Below are 18276 nucleotides of genomic sequence, written 5' to 3' on the forward strand. Positions count from 1 at the left end.
ATTTCCGCGATACAAGCGGTCAGATTTAATAAAAATTTTGCAAATTCGCAAATAGTTTGCCGATTTTTAGCGGTTTTGTTTTAGAATAACGCCCATTTTTGGTAATTAGAATTAAACAGAAACAGGATAAACAATGCGTACCAGCCAATATTTATTTTCAACCCTTAAAGAAACCCCGAATGACGCTCAAGTCGTTAGCCATCAGCTAATGTTGCGTGCAGGTATGATCCGACCGCTTGCCTCCGGTATGTACAACTGGTTGCCGACTGGGTTGCGTGTGTTGAAAAAAGTGGAAAATATTATTCGTGAAGAGATGAATAAAAGCGGTGCTTTAGAAGTGGAAATGCCCGTGGTGCAACCTGCGGATTTATGGGTTGAGTCTGAGCGTTGGGAAGATTACGGCCCTGAGTTACTGCGTTTTAAAGATCGTGGCGACCGCCCGTTCGTATTAGGTCCGACCCACGAAGAAGTGATTACGGATTTAGTGCGTCGTGAAGTGAGTTCATACAAACAACTTCCGTTAAACCTATACCAAATTCAAACCAAATTCCGTGACGAAGTCCGTCCACGTTTTGGGGTAATGCGTGGGCGTGAGTTTTTAATGAAAGACGCTTACTCGTTCCATACCAGCAAAGAATCACTTCAAGAAACCTATGATGTGATGCACCAAACGTATAGCAATATTTTCACTCGTTTAGGCTTGGATTTCCGTCCGGTCGCGGCGGATACCGGTTCTATCGGCGGTTCGGCATCACACGAATTTCAGGTGTTAGCCCAAAGCGGTGAAGATGATGTGGTGTTCTCAACCGAATCAGACTATGCAGCAAATATCGAACTTGCAGAAGCGATTGCAGTCGGTGAACATCAAGCCCCAACGGCAGAGATGACCCTTGTTGATACGCCAAATGCAAAAACTATTGCAGAACTCGTTGAGCAGTTCAATCTACCGATTGAAAAAACGGTGAAAACCTTGATTGTTAAAGGTGCAAGTGAAGAACAGCCGTTAGTGGCATTAGTTATCCGTGGCGATCACGAACTCAATGAAATCAAAGCGGTAAAATGCGAGGAAGTGGCAGAGCCGTTTGAATTTGCCGATGAAGCGGAAATTAAAGCGAAAATCGGTGCGGGCGTAGGTTCGCTAGGTCCTGTGAATATGCCGATTCCAGTGATTATCGATAGAAGCGTGGCATTAATGAGCGACTTTGGTGCAGGGGCGAACATTGACGGTAAACACTACTTCAACATCAACTGGGAACGTGATGTTGCTTTACCGAAAATTGCGGATTTGCGTAATGTGGTGGAAGGCGACCCAAGCCCAGACGGTAAAGGTACGCTCTTAATCAAACGTGGTATTGAAGTGGGGCATATTTTCCAACTTGGCACAAAATATTCTGAAGCGATGAAAGCGACAGTACAAGGGGAAGATGGTCGTCCGCAAACAATGATTATGGGCTGCTATGGTATCGGTGTCACTCGTGTGGTTGCGGCAGCGATTGAACAGCACCACGATGAACGTGGGATCATTTGGCCGACCGATGCGATTGCACCCTTCACTGTTGCGGTGGTACCGATGAATATGCACAAGTCTGAAAGCGTCCAAGCCTTTGCAGAAGATCTATATAAAACTCTACGTTCACAAGGCGTTGATGTGATTTTTGACGACCGTAAAGAACGCCCAGGTGTGATGTTTGCCGATATGGAATTAATCGGTGTGCCACATATGGTAGTCATCGGCGAGAAAAACCTTGAAAACGGTGAAATTGAGTATAAAAACCGCCGTACCGGTGAGAAACAGATGATTGCCAAAGAACAGTTGTTGGATTTCTTGAAAGGGCAAATCAACGCATAATCTGCAAAATTTTAGCTAAAAAAGACCGCTTGTAAGTGATTACAAGCGGTCTTTTTTTGTGAAATTTTACAAATTTGATGTTATTTCGCCAATAAATCTTCTTTTTCGCCATAAACCGGCACTAAGGTTTTTTGATAAGCCGCTTTTAATTTTCCGTTGGCTTTTAATGCTGCAATTTCGTTGTTTACAAAATCCAATAAGGCTTTATTGCCTTTTTGTACCGCCGGTGCGATAAATTCTTGAGGACCGACATTTCCGATAGCCACATCGAAGCTCGGATTTTCTTTCGCCCATGCCCACAATAGCGCGTTATCGTGTGCCAATGCCACACCGCGACCGTCTTTTAGCGCATCAAAGGTTTCGGTATTTTGATCGAATTTAAGCAAGGTGATTTCCGGATGATTTTTTGTGAAATAGGCATCCGCCGTGGTCCCTTTATTGACTAACAAGGTTTTACCTTTTAATTGTGCAATATCGGTAATCGGTGCATCTTTCGGTGAAACGACACCTAAGGCAACATTCATATACGGGCTGGCAAAGTCAACCACTTCCGCTCGTGCGGGCGTTTGAGTAAAGTTGGCTAAAATCAAATCGACTTTGTTGGATTTTAAATATTCCACACGGTTTGCCGCTTCGGTTAATACGAACTCGACTTTATCGGGGCTACCGAGTAAGTCATTGGCGATGTCTTTGGCAATTTCGACATCAAAACCTTGATTTTTGCCGTCGGCATCGACGTAGCCGAACGGTGGTTTATCACCGAATACGCCGATACGAATCACGCCTTTTTCTTTAATTTGCGCAATGCTGTCTTTGGCTGTCGTTGCGTTATTCGTTGAGCTCGTCCCCGCATTATCGCAGGCGGTTAATCCAAAGGCGGCAATTGCCGTGGTGAGTAGCGTTTTAAAGAGGATGTTGAGTTTCATCGGGTTCTCCTGTCAGCATAGATTTGTAAAAAAGAGACGAAACGGACCGCTTGTTAATAATCCATCCCGTGTAAAAATTGTTTCGCCCGCTCGGTTTGCGGATGATGAAAAAATGCGTGCGGTTCGCTTTGTTCAATAATTTCGCCTTTATCCATAAAAATGATCCGATCGGCAACTTTTTCGGCAAAGCCCATTTCGTGAGTGACGATCAGCATCGACATGCCATCCTCGGCAAGTTCAAGCACGACATCCAAGACTTCTCGCACCATTTCCGGATCCAAGGCGGCGGTAATTTCATCCAATAAAATTACTTCAGGGTTCATACAAAGTGTTCGAACTATAGCGATTCGCTGTTTTTGTCCGCCTGAAAGTTCGCGGGGGAACGCCGTTTTACGATCTAATAAACCGACACGTTCAAGTAATTTGTCCGCTTGTGCTTCCGCTTCTGATCGATCACGTTTTTGTGCTTTCAGTGGGCCTAACAGAATATTGTCAATCACATTCAAATGAGCAAATAACTCATAGCTCTGAAACACCATTCCGACCTTTTGGCGAGAGGTTTCCCAGTCTAAGTCTTTGCCAAACTCACCTACACCGTCCATTGAAATGGTGCCGCCTTGTTTTTCTTCCAAACCGTTAACACAGCGTAGTAGCGTGCTTTTTCCGCAGCCGGAAGGCCCGAGAATAACCACGACTTCACCTTTGTGCAGATCTAAACTTAAATCAGGAATAGCAACAGTATTTCCATAAGTTTTATGTAAGTTTCGAATGGTTAATAACGGCATAAGTTCATGGTTTGTTGAAAGTCGGTGAAAGAATTTTGTGGGAAAATATAAAGAAAGAGAAAGTCTTAAAAACTATTTTTTATTTCTTTTTGATATAAAAATGAGGCGTTACGCCTCATTTTCTTTTATTGATACTGTTTCCAGAAAGTAATCCCTTTTTCGATCAGCGGGGTATAAACACGGTCTTGCTCAATAAACGGAACCTGTTGGCGATAGGCGTTCAAAATACGTTCGCTCTGTTTACTGATATGTGAAGGCTTACGTAGATCCAATGCTTGTGTTGCATGCAGTAATTGGAAAGCGTCGATCTCATAAATACCGTCGATAATTTTTTGGCTGTTTTCTAATGCAATGCCACTCATCGTTACCGTATCTTCAATATTGCCGGCAAGGGTGGCGGAATAAAATGATGCCGGTTGCGCAAGCTGTTTGATTTTTACGGTGGTTTCTAAAAACGGTTTTTGTATTGCACCAAACGCGTGACCTTCATTGTTGGCTGCGCTGAGAAAACGGCTTAATTTGGTGAAATCCGGATTTTCAAGGCGAATCAGTTGTTGAGTCATCACTTCCGCTAATTTTGCCAGAGATTGATTCAGGTATTCCACTTTTGTTACAACAGGCAGAAAATTAAAATTCGCAGTCGGATAAATGGCGCCATATTCGCCGTGAGCAATTTCATATTTTTTTAATTGCGGTTCTTGTACCTCTGGGGCTTGAATCAACACTAACGGATTATCGTCCGTTGCATTGATTTGAATTTCAACCGTATTTTTCAATGCATGAATATTTTCAAGCACGCTCCCTAGAGTATAAGCCATGGTTCTGAAAGAGAGCGGATCTTGTAAAGCACGATTTTCTGAAATTTCCCACAAATAACTTCCCGCCAACGTATTTCTAATATCTTCAGCGGCTTTTTGCACATAAGCAAACGGGCGGGCTTGCGTGGATGCCAGACTAAACGGCGCAACGTTGCCGTTATAGCCTTCTAACATCAGCCCAAATAGATACACTTGCTTTTGATAAAGTGCCTGAGCTTCTTGAGTCAGAAAAACGGATTTTGCCGCCATCACACTGTTTGTACTTAAAATGGACAGAAAATCTTTACCAACCGGCTCTAGTCGTTTGATGTTTAACGTCTCTAATACCGCCTTTGCAGGTTGGCGTTTGCCTTGATAGAAAACATCCCACTCCCCGACCATCGCTAAGCCGATATGAGAGGCCAATGTAATATCCGCTTCACCTACACTGCCTTGTGCTGGTACGACAGGAGTAATGTGATGATTCAAAAAGTCAAGATATTGCTGAGCAACGGCAATTTGAACGCCCGTTTCGCCTTTTAACATGGTATTTAAGCGGATAAGCATCGCTGCACGTACAATATGTTCAGGAAGTGCTTCTCCCATACCAGCTGCATGCGCTCTTAATGAGGATAAATTAAATTGCTTTGAAAGCGTAATCAGTTCTTCCGAAAGTACTTTCTTGCCGTCTTGTTGTTTAAATACCGGTTTGTCTTTATTCCAACCAACGCCTACCGTTAAGCCATAAACGGCGACATTATTAAGTGCCGCTTGTAAAACGACTTCATGACCTTGTTCAAGGTTTTTCCATCCTGCCGAGTCAATGGAGACTTGGGTATCATTTTTTGCTACATCAATCACTTGTTCAATGGTTAATGGTCGTGTAGGACTAAGCTCCAAGGTCGATTTCGCCCAAAGCGGTAAACTTATTGCGGTGATGGTGATGACTTTAAACCAATAAAAAATCGTATTCATATATTGTCCTCTTCTGTGACAAGCGGTCAGTTTGTCGAAAAAATTTGCAAAATTTTGTGTGAAACAGACCGCTTGCCGTTAAGTCATTTGATTTAATTTGCACTTGGATTGAGTTTACGCATCCAGTGAATGCCGACTAATGCAATAACACCTGCGAGTGCAAGATAAAAGGAAGGTGCAAACAGGTGCACCGTTGTCGCCCACGCCATTAACGCCGGGGTGAAACCTGCGAAGAAAATGGCAGCGACGTTATATGCAATCGCCATACCGGTTGAACGAACGGAAACCGGAAATAAATTGGCTAATGCCGATGGCGCCGTGCCTGCAAAAACAGAAACGAGAATACAAAAGAGGCTCTGCGCAATCACTAAATTGGCAATCGTCGGAGCACTATGCAGCCACGCAAGAATAGGGTAGCTTCCTACCATTAAAAGTAGTGTGGCAATTGTCAGAATACGATAAGCCCCGAATTTGTCTGCGAATCTTCCTGACACTAAGCAACCGATAACCATAAATACATTGCCCAATAAGGCGCCAAGGAAAGAATCGCTACGTTGGAAACCCAACCCCACATTCGGCGAGGCGTAATATGTCGGCATATAGATGATTAAGGTATAAACACAGACGGTCCATAGAATAGAAAAGAGAATTCCGGCAAATAAGTGTTGCGGATATTTTCTGACGATATCCAATAATGGTGCATGTTCTTTACGGGTATGGACTTTATCTGCAATAAATGCTTCGGTTTCGTTTAACGTATTACGAATATATAACCCCACCGGTACAATTAATAAACCGAAAATAAAAGGTAAACGCCATGCCCACTCTTTGATTTGTTGATCTTCAAAAAGAGAGCTGACCGTCCAACCGGCTAGTGCGGCAAGAATATTAGAAAACCCCATACTTGCTTGTAACCAAGCAGCATACGTCGCTTTTTTATTTGCAGGTGCAGACTCTACAAGATAGGCCGTTGCGCCACCAATTTCTCCGCCGGCAGAAAAACCTTGTAACAAACGTCCGACAAGCAGCAAAATAGGCGCGCCTGCACCGATTGTCCAAATCGGTGGTGCAACGGCAATGATCAGCGTACCGATAGCCATTAAACCGATAGTCAATGTTAATGCCGCTTTTCTGCCGACCTTATCGCCATACGCACCTAAAAAGAGTGCGCCTAAAGGTCGGGCAATAAAGCCAACCCCAAAAACTAAAAAGGTTTTGACTAATGCGGAGGTTTCATCGCCATCTTGGAAGAAGCTATGACCGATATATGCTGCGAAAAACGCAAAAATACTAAAATCATACCATTCAAGTGCGTTACCAATAGCTGCAGCACCCACTGCTTTATTTGTACTTGTTGTTTTCTTTTCCATTATCTTTTTCCTGTTGTGTTGCCTATTATTTTTTAAAGTTGAATATAATTTAACCCTTTCGCGATTGCTTCATCTAATGCTTCCGCGTAGCCTGCATCGGCATAGCGCATTACGCCTAAACTAGTGTCGTTTGTCATGGAAAGTGCTAAGCGTTCGGCAGCAGCCTCTGTTCCATCGGCAATCACCGTCACTCCGGCAGAAGTCATATAGCCGCTATAACCGCCACCGCCCGAATGAATCGCAACTAAATCTGCTTGTGAAGCGCTATTCACCATCGCATTAATGAGTGGCCAATCAGCGATAGCATCTGAGCCATCAAGTAAATTTTCAGTCATGATATTGGGGTGAGCCATTGCGCCGGCATCAAGATGATCACGAGTAAATGCAATAGGCGCGGATAACACACCATCAGCTACCATTTTGTTTACCGCTAAGGCTAATTCAGTGCGTTCTTGATGACCTAGCCAAGCGATACGAGCAGGCAAACCTTCAAAAGGAATATATTGACGGGCTAATGTGATCCAGTTGGTCACAATTTTGTTGTGAGCGAATTTCTCTAAAAGGTAAGTATCAATGGTGGCAATATCTTTTGGATCATTTGAGAGAGCAATCCAGCGGAAAGGCCCAATCGCTCGGCAAAAGAGCGGGCGTAAGAATGCTTCTGTAAAAATCGGAATATCAAAGGCGTTTTCCACACCGGCTTGCTTGGCATGGGTTCGAATTAAATTGCCATTATCAAAAACAATTGCACCTGCACGTTGAAAATCTAACATCGCAGAGACATGACGTTTAATGGACGATAAACCGGCTGAGATAAGTTGCTTCGGTGCCGTTTCTCTTAATTGTTTGACTGTGTCTAAATCGTATTCAGCGGGAATATAGCCATAAATCAGATCATGTGCAGACGTTTGATCCGTCACAATGTCCGGAATAATTCCTTTACGAACCAATTCAGGATAAATATCTGCCGCATTGCCTAGCAGACCAACCGAAATTGCCGTTTTATTTTGTTGTGCGGTTTGAATGAGTGTCAGTGCTTCATCTAAGCTCTCTGCCCGATATTGCAAATAGCCGCTTTTTAAACGCTTTTCTATACTTTCAGGATTGATTTCGACAACTAAAATGGCTGCTCCCGCCAAAAAACCAGCTAAAGGCTGAGCACCGCCCATTCCGCCTAATCCCGCAGAAAGAATAAAACGGCCGGCAAGCTGACTATTAAAATAGCGTTCGGCTATTCGACTAAAGATTTCATAAGTCCCTTGAATAACTCCTTGAGAGCCGATATATTGCCAATCCCCTGCCGTTAATCCGCCCCAGCAAATTAAATCTTTTTGAGCGAGTTCATAGAATACCTCAGAGTTTGCCCATTGTCCGACTAAATTACAGTTAGCCATAATAACAAGCGGTGCTTTTGCGTGCGTTTTTAGCAAACCGATAGGCTTCCCTGACTGAATGATTAAAGTGTAATCTTCCGTCATCGTTTTTAATGCGTTAACAATCGCTTCATAGCTCTGCCAGTTACGAGCCGCCTTACCAAGTGCCGCATAAACAATTAATTTTTCTGGCGCTTCACCTACGGCTAACACATTTTCTAACAAGCGTAACAACGCTTCTTGACGCCAGCCTTTACAACGTAGTTGCTTTCCTGAAGTGACTTGGAATACTGTTTTAGTCATGATTTTCTCCTAGCGCATAGTCCGATAAATTAATGCCTAAAACCTTTTCAACCGGAGGATAAACACTCGGATCCTTCATGCTGGATGAGAGAGGAATAAGGTTTTTATGAATATGGAATAAGGCAATTTCCATGCCCTCACGGACTTTCCCTGCACTAACCGGTTCGCCATGCATATTTAACGTCGTAATGACATCCGGATAAGTGGCAATACGTTCACCGGCAGCATTCGTTACCGCCATATGTTCGTTCATCACATGAATTGTCACGGCTTTCTTTCCGGTACCGATTTGAATCGTGCCAACATCAAAGGCCTCATTGGTATAACGCAAGGTGTTTGATTTCACTTTACCTGTGGCAAGAATGGTTCCACCTGTATGTTGGCAAATCGCATCAATGACCGCTTTCCCTCCTTTATGTTCGGCAGCGACAATGGCTTCGCCTAAAGATAGCGCATGAGAAATCCCGCCTAATGCCGCGTGTTGACGAACATAGCTTGCTCGAATAGGGTTCCGACAACTGGCTATAAAACCACCAGCCATATCCGATGCTTTGCGTAGAATAGGAGAAACTTTTGCGGTAGCACCCCGGGTAACTAATTCAATATATTGATTATTCGCTCTTTTACCGCCCACTGCCGTTTGAATCATGGCATCCGGTGAATTAGCCAGCCCAAGCGAGCCCATATCGCCTGTGGGGTGGGCTCTAAGATCACCAACAGCATCAACAACTTTTGTTCCTAAAATAGCAGAAGGTAACCAAGCGTTCAGCGTTGATGACATCCCATTTTGCCCGATAATCAATCCATATAACTTTTCGCCTAATGCTTGTTCTAACAACTGGGTTGCTTTGACATAATCCATACCAAGCATTTCCCAATCGGTTAATCCACCCGGTGCGCCAATTGCGGCGGCAGTTGCTATCCACGCGCTATCGTCAATTTCGTCTAATGAAACCAATTCAGGTCTACCGATAGTGACGGCAGCCCGCCCCAATTCGTAGCCATGTTCCGTCCAACCGCCACCACCACAGGCAAAAACCGAACCGCCTTTAACGGCAAATTCTACGTCTTGAAGTGTTAAGATTCTTCCCATCGTCATATCCTCTGATTTATGAATACTCAAATTGCATGGATATTACTGAACGTAAAGAAATTTGTCGTGTAACTAATTCAAACAATAAATAACCAAAAGTTACTAACTTTTAGTTATATTATTTTAAATGTTATATGCTTTGTAGGAATGAAAATCCGTTTATAAACTTACTGATGAGTAAAATCAAAGGTTAAGAAACGGATTAATTTTTTGTTATTGGCTTAGTTGGTCAAGCTTTTTTCCAGCTTGCTTGCCCATAATGAAAGCGGATAGCAGATCATAAAATAGAGTATAAAAATCAATCCATAAACAAAAAATGAAGCATTGGGATTGGTGAGTAATGAATTTTCGATAATTTGTTGCCCGACTTTTACTACTTCAATGACCCCGATTAATGCAGCTAATGAGCTGGTTTTAATCATGCGGGTAAATAGATTAATCGCTCCGGGTAGTACAAGGCGGGTACCTTGCGGAAGTTCGATATACCGAAAAATCTGAGCCGGTTTAAGCCCTATCGCCTTTGCCGATTCAATCTGATGTTTCTCAATAGCATTGAGTGCGCCGCGTACTAAATCTCCCATTTCTGCGGTTCCCCATAGGCTGAAAACAAGAATACAAATCCAAAAACCGCTAATATGAATATTGAACCAAGTGGAAAGACCGAAATAGAGCATAAATAACCATGCTAAAATCGGTACAATACGAATAGTTTCAAGGTATAAACGGCAAATGCTTTGTACCACCGTATTTTTCACTCGCATTAAGGAACCGAATAGCACCCCAGTTATCAATGAAATACCAACGGAAATAAATGACACCTGAATAGTGAGCCATAGACCTTGGATTAAGCGGCTAGCGTTTTGCCCCTCAAATAACCAATCAAACCCCATATTTTGCTCTCCTTACCCGTTTTTCCGCCCAATGTGCCCACGATGAAATGGGCAACAAAATCACAAGATAGCTTACGAATAGCAAAAAGAGTGCTTCATTGGTTTTATAGTCCATTCCGATAATATCTTTAGTCACAAACATCAATTCGGCTACCGCAACCGCGCTGATTACCGATGACTCTTTAATTAAAAATAATACGTTTGCGGCAAGTGCAGGCAAAGAAATCGCCCAAGCCTGTGGGAATACGATGTAATGAAAAACTTGAAAATGCTTTAAGCCAATTGATTTTGCGGCTTCAATCTGGCCTTGGGGTATTGCTAAAAGACCTGCGCGTAGCGCTTCTGCCATATAACTTCCGCCAAGAAAAGTGAGAGCAATGACACCACAAGTGAAACCGTCCCATTTAATTCCGATTTTCGGTAGGCCGTAATAGAGGAAAAAAAGTTGAATGAGTAATGGGGTATTACGGGAAAGTTCGATATAGGCTCGAGCTAAATAGAAAAACGGCTTGAGTTTGTAAGCAGTAATCACGGCTACAACCAGCCCTAACAGAAAAGAAAACAGAATCCCCCAAAATGAGAGAGAAAGCGTAACCCACGCAGCATCCACAAAGCGAGGAATCACATCGAGAACATAAGACCAATTCATAAATATTGATTAATACATTTTAAATGACTCATTGTGCAATGATTGGTTACATAGGGAAAGGCTCGGAAGAAATGTATTATAGCCATATGGAATAAAAAACAAACAAAATAGTCAAATTACTCATAATTTCACAAGTTTTTCTCTTGGTGCCATAAAAAAACCGCAATCTTACGACTGCGGTTTTTATCATTTTTATGATTAACGGAACGGTTGACTTAACGGCACTTCAGGATCCGGTTGTTTGGTGATTCGGTTACGTAAATCACGACGGATGACCTCAATTGTCCAGAACCAGAAGATATGACCGACTAATTCAGAAATATGTTCGTATAACGGCCACTCTGAAACCGGAGGCGTTAAACCGAGCAGAGGGAATGTAATGTAGTGTACACAGATGTTAGCGATAATACCTGCACCGATACCTTGCCAGAATTTAATTTTCGGGAAACGCTCGGCAACAATACAATAACCGATAGCGAATACTAATGAGAAAATCATATGTGTTACACCGATTGAGTTAAATGGGTGGTCTGCAAAAGTAAATGCAACAGTATTATAAGGGTCAATACCGATGTAATCACGTAAGAAAACTGCCGGCGGGTTTAATACGGCACGAGAACATTGTTCTAATGCGCCATTCATGGCTAATGCGCCGGAATTTAACGCATCTAATACCGGTTGTGGACACGCTGCAGTGAATAAATCAATTGGGCTACGAGGTGGGAACGGATGTTCGGCACCCCATTTTACGAATGCTGAGATAATACCGGCAATAATACCGACGAATACGGCTAAGCCGTAACGACGACGAGACGGATCTGTTTGTTGAAATAAACTCATAAATACTCTCCAAGTAAGTGATTTATTTAAATTTTCGAAATAAATATCAAAGGTGGACATTTTCACAGAAAAAAATGAATTTGTCGGTAATAAATGCTTTTCTCTTGATTCAAGTCAAAAAGTGCTTCCTTACAAGCGGTCAGTTTCGTTAAAAATTTTGCAATGCAAACGTTTGCGCAATTCGTTATAATATAGCTAAAGCTATTTTTCTTATTTTATACGGAACTGCCCAATGACTGTACAAACCTTTCGTGGCTCACCTGCCTTATCTGACTTTCGTTTAAACCAACTTCAACAAAAATTCGAGCAACATCAACTGCCTGTCAAATCGGTCTATGCCGAGTATTTGCATTTTGTTGAGTTAAACCGACCGCTTGTCGCTGATGAAACACAAAAAATTCAAGAGCTGTTGCATTATGGTCCAACCCTTGCGGAACACGAACCAACGGGCTTTTGTTTGATTGTGACTCCTCGAGTTGGCACGATCTCTTCGTGGTCGTCAAAAGCGACAGATATTGCCCATAACTGTGGCTTATCGGCGGTAAACCGCATTGAGCGTGGTTTGGCGTACTATTTTGAGTTTGAACAAGCGTTGAATGAAACAGAGTTGGCAACCCTAAAAGGCTTGTTGCACGACCGTATGTTAGAAACCGTTTTAACCGATGAAAACCAAGCAAGCCAACTGTTCGCCCAACACGAACCGAAGCCGTTTACGACCGTAGATATTTTAAACGGCGGTCGCAAAGCCTTAGAAGTGGCAAACGTGGAATTAGGTTTGGCGTTGGCGGAAGATGAAATTGATTATTTGGTGGAAAATTTCACAGCGTTAAACCGCAATCCGCACGACATTGAGCTTTATATGTTCGCACAGGCAAACTCCGAGCATTGCCGTCACAAAATTTTCAATGCAGACTGGACGATTGACGGCGAAAAACAAGAGAAATCGCTGTTCAAAATGATTAAAAACACCTTTGAGAAAACCCCGGATTATGTGCTTTCTGCCTATAAAGATAATGCGGCGGTAATGGAAGGTTCAACCGTAGGTCGCTTCTTCCCAGACCAGGACGGGCAATATCGCTATCATCAAGAAGATGCACATATTTTAATGAAAGTAGAAACCCACAACCACCCGACAGCCATTTCGCCATTCCCAGGAGCAGCGACAGGCTCAGGCGGAGAGATCCGTGATGAAGGGGCGACAGGGCGTGGAGCGAAACCAAAAGCTGGTTTGACAGGCTTCTCGGTGTCTAACTTAGTGATCCCAAACTTTGAACAGCCGTGGGAAAATCCGCTTTCTAAGCCGAACCGTATTGCTTCTGCGTTAGATATTATGATTGAAGGTCCGCTGGGTGGCGCGGCGTTTAACAACGAATTTGGTCGTCCTGCATTGCTTGGCTATTTCCGTACTTATGAAGAAAAAGTAAACAGCTTTGGCGGAGAAGAAGTGCGTGGTTATCACAAACCGATTATGCTCGCCGGCGGTATCGGTAACATTCGTGCCGAACACGTTCAAAAAGGCGAAATTCCTGTTGGGGCGAAGTTAATTGTGCTTGGCGGTCCTGCAATGAATATCGGCTTAGGTGGTGGTGCAGCTTCGTCAATGGCGTCTGGCAAATCCAAAGAAGATTTAGATTTTGCTTCCGTTCAGCGTGAAAATCCGGAAATGGAACGCCGTTGCCAAGAAGTGATCGACCGTTGCTGGCAGTTAGGCGATGAGAACCCGATTTTATTTATTCACGATGTGGGTGCCGGCGGTTTATCGAACGCAATGCCGGAATTAGTTCACGACGGAGATCGTGGCGGTAAGTTCGATTTACGCAAAATTCTGTGTGATGAAAAAGGAATGTCACCGCTTGAAATTTGGTGTAACGAGTCGCAAGAGCGGTATGTATTAGCGGTTGCGGCGGACAAATTGCCGTTATTTGAAGCACTTTGCCAACGTGAGCGTGCGCCTTATGCAGTGATCGGCGAAGCGACCGAAGAGAAGCATTTAACCCTGCACGATGATCATTTTGACAATAATCCGATTGATTTACCGATGAACGTGCTACTTGGCAAAACCCCGAAAATGCACCGTCAGGTTTCGTCAAAAACCGTCCAAAACCCACCGCTTGCACAGGAAGACATTCAGCTTAAAGAAGCCTTCCACCGTGTGTTACGCTTGCCAGTGGTGGCGGAAAAAACTTTCTTAATTACCATCGGCGACCGCTCGGTCACTGCGATGGTGGCTCGTGATCAGATGGTCGGCCCGTGGCAAATCCCTGTTGCCGACTGTGCCGTGACTACCGCAAGTTTAGACAGCTATCACGGCGAGGCAATGGCAATGGGCGAACGCGCACCGGTTGCCTTGCTTGATTTCGGTGCGTCTGCTCGCTTAGCGGTGGCGGAAAGCATTACCAACATTGCTGCAACTAATATCGGCGATATTAAACGCATTAAACTCTCGGCAAACTGGATGTCGGCGGCAGGCCACACAGGTGAAGATGCCGGTTTATATGAAGCGGTGAAAGCGGTGGGCGAAGAACTTTGCCCTGCACTCGGTATTACTATTCCTGTGGGTAAAGACTCAATGTCAATGCGTACCACTTGGGAAGAGAGCGGCGAGCAAAAAGCGGTTACCGCTCCACTTTCTCTCGTCATTTCGGCTTTCGCGCGCGTGGAAGATGTGCGTAAAACCGTTACCCCACAACTTCGTACTGACAAAGGCGCAACTCGCTTATTGTTACTCGATTTAGGCGAAGGCAAAAACCGCTTAGGTGCAACCGCATTAGCACAGGTTTACAAACAACTTGGCGATAAACCTGCCGATGTGGTGAATGTGGAAACCTTAAAAAACTTCTTCAATGCAATGCAAACCCTAGTTGCAGACGATAAATTACTCGCTTACCACGACCGTTCGGACGGTGGTTTAATCACCACACTTGCGGAAATGGCGTTTGCCGGCAACTGTGGCGTATCGGCTCACATTACCGCATTAGGCGACAACGATTTAGCGGTGTTATTCAACGAAGAGCTCGGTGCGGTTATTCAAATCAAAGAGAGCGACTTAAATGCGGTGCGTGATGTGTTGAAAGCCCACAACTTGCTACACATTACCAAAGACATCGGCTCGGCAACGGAAGGCGATCTGTTTGAAATCACCAGTGGCACACGCAAATTACTCAGCGAAAAACGCTCTGAATTGCGCGGAATTTGGGCGGAACTTACGCACCAAATGCAACGCTTGCGTGACAATCCTGAATGTGCCGATCAAGAATTTGCAACCAAAAAAGACCCGAATAACAAAGGATTATCTGCATTCTTAACCTACGATGTCAATGAAGATATTGCCGCACCGTTTATCAACCGTGGCGTGAAACCGACAGTGGCAATCTTGCGTGAACAGGGCGTAAACAGCCATTACGAAATGGCAGCCGCCTTTGATCGCGCCGGCTTCAATGCGATTGATGTGCATATGAGCGATTTAATGGCTGGCAGACGCAATCTTGCTGACTTCAACGCTCTCGTGGCGTGTGGCGGCTTCTCTTATGGCGATGTACTCGGTGCAGGTGGTGGCTGGGCGAAATCGATCCTATTCAACCCAATGCTACGCGATCAATTCAGCCAATTCTTCGCTAACCCGAACACCCTTGCATTAGGTGTGTGTAACGGCTGCCAAATGGTGTCAAACTTGGCGGAAATTATCCCTGGCACAGAAAACTGGCCACGCTTCGTGCGTAACAAATCCGAACGTTTTGAAGCCCGTGTGGGACTGGTAAAAATCAACGACACCAACTCACTCTGGTTCAGCGGAATGGCCGGCTCGCATATGCCGATTGCCGTTTCTCACGGTGAAGGACAGGTCGAATTCAAGCGGTCAGATCAGCTTGAAAATTTACAAAAACAGAACTTGGTTATCGCCCAATACATCGACAATAACGGCAACCCAACCGAAGTTTACCCAGCCAACCCGAACGGCTCAGTAAACGGCATTACCGCCATTTCTAACCTAGACGGCCGTGTTGCCATTATGATGCCACACCCAGAACGTGTTTACCGTGCAGTGAGCAACTCTTGGTATCCGGAAGACTGGACGGAAGATGGGGCTTGGATGAGATTGTTTAGAAATGCGAGGGTAGAATTAGGGTAATTTAAATTATTGAAGACCTAAGATAATACTCGTTTTTGACAAACTCTGCCAAAATTTTAATTAAAAAATATAGCTCTAGTTAATTACCTAGGGCTATATCTATTATTGATTATAGGAGATAATTATATGCCAAATAAACCAATCACTAGCCTTAATGGATTTATCAAAAAAATATCATCATTATCTACATCGTTAAATGATGATGAAATCTTGCTTTTCCGTGGACAAAGAGATAAGCAACACCATTTAAACCCTAATGTTTTACGAGAAAGCTCAAATCACCCTAAAAATGAGCATATCATATTCCGTGAACTAGTTTCGCTTTATCCTGACAAATTTGAAAGCGATAAAAATACATTAGAACAATTAATTCGTGCTCAACATTATGAATTACCAACAAGACTACTTGATTTAACATTTAATCCTTTAGTTGCATTATATTTTGCAATTGGTGATTTATCTAAAAATCCAGTAAATGGGAAAATATTTATATTGAAGATAAAAAAAGACAAATTGAAATACTATGATAGTGATACTGCAAGCTGTATTGCTAACTTAGCATATTTATCTTTTGAAGAAAAAAATGAAATTATAAAGAGTTATAGTGATAATCCTGAAATATCAATAAATGAATTCTGTAAATTAATACCTGTAACAAGATTATTGCATTTCATAAAAGATGAAAAACCCCATTTTCATAACAATATAAACCCTGCTGATTTATTTAAGGTTATAGCTGTGAAGTCTAAAATGAATAATGAAAGAATTATTGCTCAATCAGGTGCTTTCTTATTATTTGGATTAAATGTAAAAGATCTAGATTTAAGTGAAAATATTGAAGGTATAGAAATTAGTAGCATTGAGATCCATAAAGATAACAAGGAAACTATAAAAAAAGAGCTAGACAGTTTAAACATAAATGATTCATCAATGTTTCCTAGTATTTCTGCTGCCGCTAAATATATTAGTAGTAAGTATAAATGATACTTAACAAAGCGTGCTTTTATAGCTTGCTTTAACACAAACAAAAGACCCTGTTAAAATTCAGCAATTCTTTGAAGACTTTTAATAAATCTCTTTAGGGGGGGTAGATACACCCCTTATTTAATCCACACAATGAAATGATTATGCTCACATCAGAATCCTGCTCACTCTTTAATATCCCCTTCTTTCAATTTTCGCAAATGAAGAAATATTGTCCTGAAGATATTCCTCAGATTAAGTCTGAGTATAAAAAACATTGGGAAATATGGAAAAAACTAAACCTTGATGTTTATCAGAAATTAGGTTTTCCATTTGCTGAACCACATATTGAAAAATGGTGTAATGGTTGGCAAGTTCGGGCGCATTTCTTTGCTTATTATAAATATGAATTTCATCAAAATTCGGCTGCCATTTTATCTGTAATTTTAAATCGCCGACGTTTATCCGTTAGCTTAGATTGGCATTGTTACAGAGCAGATCGCTCGCAAATTAATGTTAGCCAATATAATCAATGGCTATCGCTTTTAGATCAAGAAAAATATGGGGATTTTGATATCTGGCGAGGCACTGAAAGTGAATATGATGATTTTTCTAAAATAAAAGAGATTTCTTTAGACTCTCTTATTTTAGAAAATGAAGAGGACTTTTTCTGTATTGGAAAAAACATAGAGAAAGAAGAATTAGATAACATAGATGTAGCAGAATTTATTTGCCAAACTATTCGAGAATTATTACCGCTTTATGAAACTTGTCATTTATAGCCTAATCAAGCGGTAGGATTTGCATATCTTTTTGCAAATCCTATCGCTTATTGGCATAGTAGACAAATTTGTTGCTGTTTTGCCAAAAACTATGCCAAGTGGACAAAATTGTTGCTAATGTTTATTTTCTTTAAATGTTAGCAACCCCCGATGGCGCTCGTCTCTGACGAGTGCCATTTTTTCTATACTTAAAGTATTTTTCTTTTCTTAAATTACAGCACTCGTCAGAGACGAGCGCTATCTTTTCTATTTTGTAAAAAATTAAGTGAAATTGACCGCTTGTATCACTGCCTTAAGCGGTAAACTGCAACAAAAAAACCGGTTCATGATGAACCGGCTTTTTAATCTGTTCGGCGATTAGCCTTGTGAAGAAATACGTTTCATGTCGGTCATGTAACCGCGTAATTCTTGACCGATATATTCGATCGGGTGGTTACGGATCCCCCTGATGGCGCTCGTCTCTGACGAGTGCCATTTTTTCTATACTTAAAGTATTTTTCTTTTCTTAAATTACAGCACTCGTCAGAGACGAGCGCTATCTTTTCAATTTTG

Annotated in this window: 13 protein-coding genes; 4 read left to right on the forward strand and 9 right to left on the reverse strand. The window is 42.6% G+C overall.

Translation table 11 applies throughout. The features are described from left to right. Nucleotides 1-133 precede the first annotated feature (133 nt). The gene (gene proS, locus ACEYJ7_RS06920) at nucleotides 134-1849 is read left to right on the forward strand and encodes a proline--tRNA ligase (protein WP_373778344.1); all 1716 of its coding nucleotides are present in this window, start codon (nucleotides 134-136) and stop codon (nucleotides 1847-1849) included. An 80-nt stretch (nucleotides 1850-1929) separates the two neighbouring features. Here the strand turns inward: proS and ACEYJ7_RS06925 are convergent, their stop codons facing one another. From ACEYJ7_RS06925 to ACEYJ7_RS06965, 9 genes are all read right to left on the reverse strand, one after another. Next, nucleotides 1930-2775 (reverse strand): cysteine ABC transporter substrate-binding protein, encoded by an 846-nt coding sequence (locus ACEYJ7_RS06925; RefSeq protein WP_373778345.1) that lies wholly within the window; start codon nucleotides 2773-2775, stop codon nucleotides 1930-1932. A gap of 53 nt (nucleotides 2776-2828) precedes the next feature. Next, on the reverse strand, nucleotides 2829-3560 hold the full coding sequence (locus ACEYJ7_RS06930) for an amino acid ABC transporter ATP-binding protein (protein ID WP_373778346.1): 732 nt from the start codon (nucleotides 3558-3560) through the stop codon (nucleotides 2829-2831). 125 nt (nucleotides 3561-3685) lie between these two features. Then, nucleotides 3686-5332, reverse strand: a complete 1647-nt coding sequence (gene hutH / locus ACEYJ7_RS06935; protein WP_373778347.1) for a histidine ammonia-lyase — start codon at nucleotides 5330-5332, stop codon at nucleotides 3686-3688. 92 nt (nucleotides 5333-5424) lie between these two features. Then, complete coding sequence (locus tag ACEYJ7_RS06940) at nucleotides 5425-6702, reverse strand: MFS transporter (protein ID WP_373778348.1); 1278 nt, start codon at nucleotides 6700-6702, stop codon at nucleotides 5425-5427. Nucleotides 6703-6734: 32 nt separating this feature from the next. Then, nucleotides 6735-8378: a urocanate hydratase gene (locus ACEYJ7_RS06945; protein ID WP_373778349.1), complete on the reverse strand. Its 1644-nt coding sequence runs from the start codon at nucleotides 8376-8378 to the stop codon at nucleotides 6735-6737. Next, entirely contained in the window at nucleotides 8371-9471 is a 1101-nt protein-coding gene (locus ACEYJ7_RS06950; RefSeq protein ID WP_373778350.1) for a DUF917 domain-containing protein, read from the reverse strand. The genes ACEYJ7_RS06945 and ACEYJ7_RS06950 overlap by 8 nt, the downstream gene beginning before the upstream one ends. 221 nt (nucleotides 9472-9692) lie before the next feature. After that, entirely contained in the window at nucleotides 9693-10361 is a 669-nt protein-coding gene (locus ACEYJ7_RS06955; protein ID WP_373778351.1) for an amino acid ABC transporter permease, read from the reverse strand. Then, nucleotides 10351-11010 (reverse strand): amino acid ABC transporter permease, encoded by a 660-nt coding sequence (locus ACEYJ7_RS06960; protein WP_373778352.1) that lies wholly within the window; start codon nucleotides 11008-11010, stop codon nucleotides 10351-10353. The genes ACEYJ7_RS06955 and ACEYJ7_RS06960 overlap by 11 nt, the downstream gene beginning before the upstream one ends. 198 nt (nucleotides 11011-11208) lie before the next feature. Continuing rightward, nucleotides 11209-11850 (reverse strand): YagU family protein, encoded by a 642-nt coding sequence (locus tag ACEYJ7_RS06965; protein WP_373778353.1) that lies wholly within the window; start codon nucleotides 11848-11850, stop codon nucleotides 11209-11211. 232 nt (nucleotides 11851-12082) lie between these two features. Between ACEYJ7_RS06965 and purL the strand changes: the two genes are divergently transcribed. The 3 genes from purL (at nucleotide 12083) to ACEYJ7_RS06980 (ending at nucleotide 17724) form a co-directional block, all read left to right on the forward strand. Next, a complete protein-coding gene (gene purL, locus ACEYJ7_RS06970) occupies nucleotides 12083-15979 on the forward strand; it encodes a phosphoribosylformylglycinamidine synthase (RefSeq protein WP_373778354.1) in 3897 nt (1298 codons plus the stop codon). A 126-nt stretch (nucleotides 15980-16105) separates the two neighbouring features. Further along, nucleotides 16106-16963: an FRG domain-containing protein gene (locus tag ACEYJ7_RS06975; RefSeq protein ID WP_373778355.1), complete on the forward strand. Its 858-nt coding sequence runs from the start codon at nucleotides 16106-16108 to the stop codon at nucleotides 16961-16963. A gap of 143 nt (nucleotides 16964-17106) precedes the next feature. Further along, nucleotides 17107-17724, forward strand: a complete 618-nt coding sequence (locus ACEYJ7_RS06980) for an HI_0552 family protein (protein WP_373778356.1) — start codon at nucleotides 17107-17109, stop codon at nucleotides 17722-17724. The last annotated feature ends 552 nt before the right edge of the window (nucleotides 17725-18276 follow it).

It is taken from the genome of Glaesserella sp. (assembly GCF_041814905.1).
GTDB lineage: Bacteria > Pseudomonadota > Gammaproteobacteria > Enterobacterales > Pasteurellaceae > Glaesserella.

What these genes read in the sequence shown, in the direction of transcription:
- proS (WP_373778344.1), top strand. Translation starts at nt 134, where the DNA reads ATGCGTACCAGCCAATATTTATTTTCAACCCTTAAAGAAACCCCGAAT.
- ACEYJ7_RS06925 (WP_373778345.1), bottom strand. Translation starts at nt 2,775, where the DNA reads ATGAAACTCAACATCCTCTTTAAAACGCTACTCACCACGGCAATTGCC.
- ACEYJ7_RS06930 (WP_373778346.1), bottom strand. Translation starts at nt 3,560, where the DNA reads ATGCCGTTATTAACCATTCGAAACTTACATAAAACTTATGGAAATACT.
- hutH (WP_373778347.1), bottom strand. Translation starts at nt 5,332, where the DNA reads ATGAATACGATTTTTTATTGGTTTAAAGTCATCACCATCACCGCAATA.
- ACEYJ7_RS06940 (WP_373778348.1), bottom strand. Translation starts at nt 6,702, where the DNA reads ATGGAAAAGAAAACAACAAGTACAAATAAAGCAGTGGGTGCTGCAGCT.
- ACEYJ7_RS06945 (WP_373778349.1), bottom strand. Translation starts at nt 8,378, where the DNA reads ATGACTAAAACAGTATTCCAAGTCACTTCAGGAAAGCAACTACGTTGT.
- ACEYJ7_RS06950 (WP_373778350.1), bottom strand. Translation starts at nt 9,471, where the DNA reads ATGGGAAGAATCTTAACACTTCAAGACGTAGAATTTGCCGTTAAAGGC.
- ACEYJ7_RS06955 (WP_373778351.1), bottom strand. Translation starts at nt 10,361, where the DNA reads ATGGGGTTTGATTGGTTATTTGAGGGGCAAAACGCTAGCCGCTTAATC.
- ACEYJ7_RS06960 (WP_373778352.1), bottom strand. Translation starts at nt 11,010, where the DNA reads ATGAATTGGTCTTATGTTCTCGATGTGATTCCTCGCTTTGTGGATGCT.
- ACEYJ7_RS06965 (WP_373778353.1), bottom strand. Translation starts at nt 11,850, where the DNA reads ATGAGTTTATTTCAACAAACAGATCCGTCTCGTCGTCGTTACGGCTTA.
- purL (WP_373778354.1), top strand. Translation starts at nt 12,083, where the DNA reads ATGACTGTACAAACCTTTCGTGGCTCACCTGCCTTATCTGACTTTCGT.
- ACEYJ7_RS06975 (WP_373778355.1), top strand. Translation starts at nt 16,106, where the DNA reads ATGCCAAATAAACCAATCACTAGCCTTAATGGATTTATCAAAAAAATA.
- ACEYJ7_RS06980 (WP_373778356.1), top strand. Translation starts at nt 17,107, where the DNA reads ATGCTCACATCAGAATCCTGCTCACTCTTTAATATCCCCTTCTTTCAA.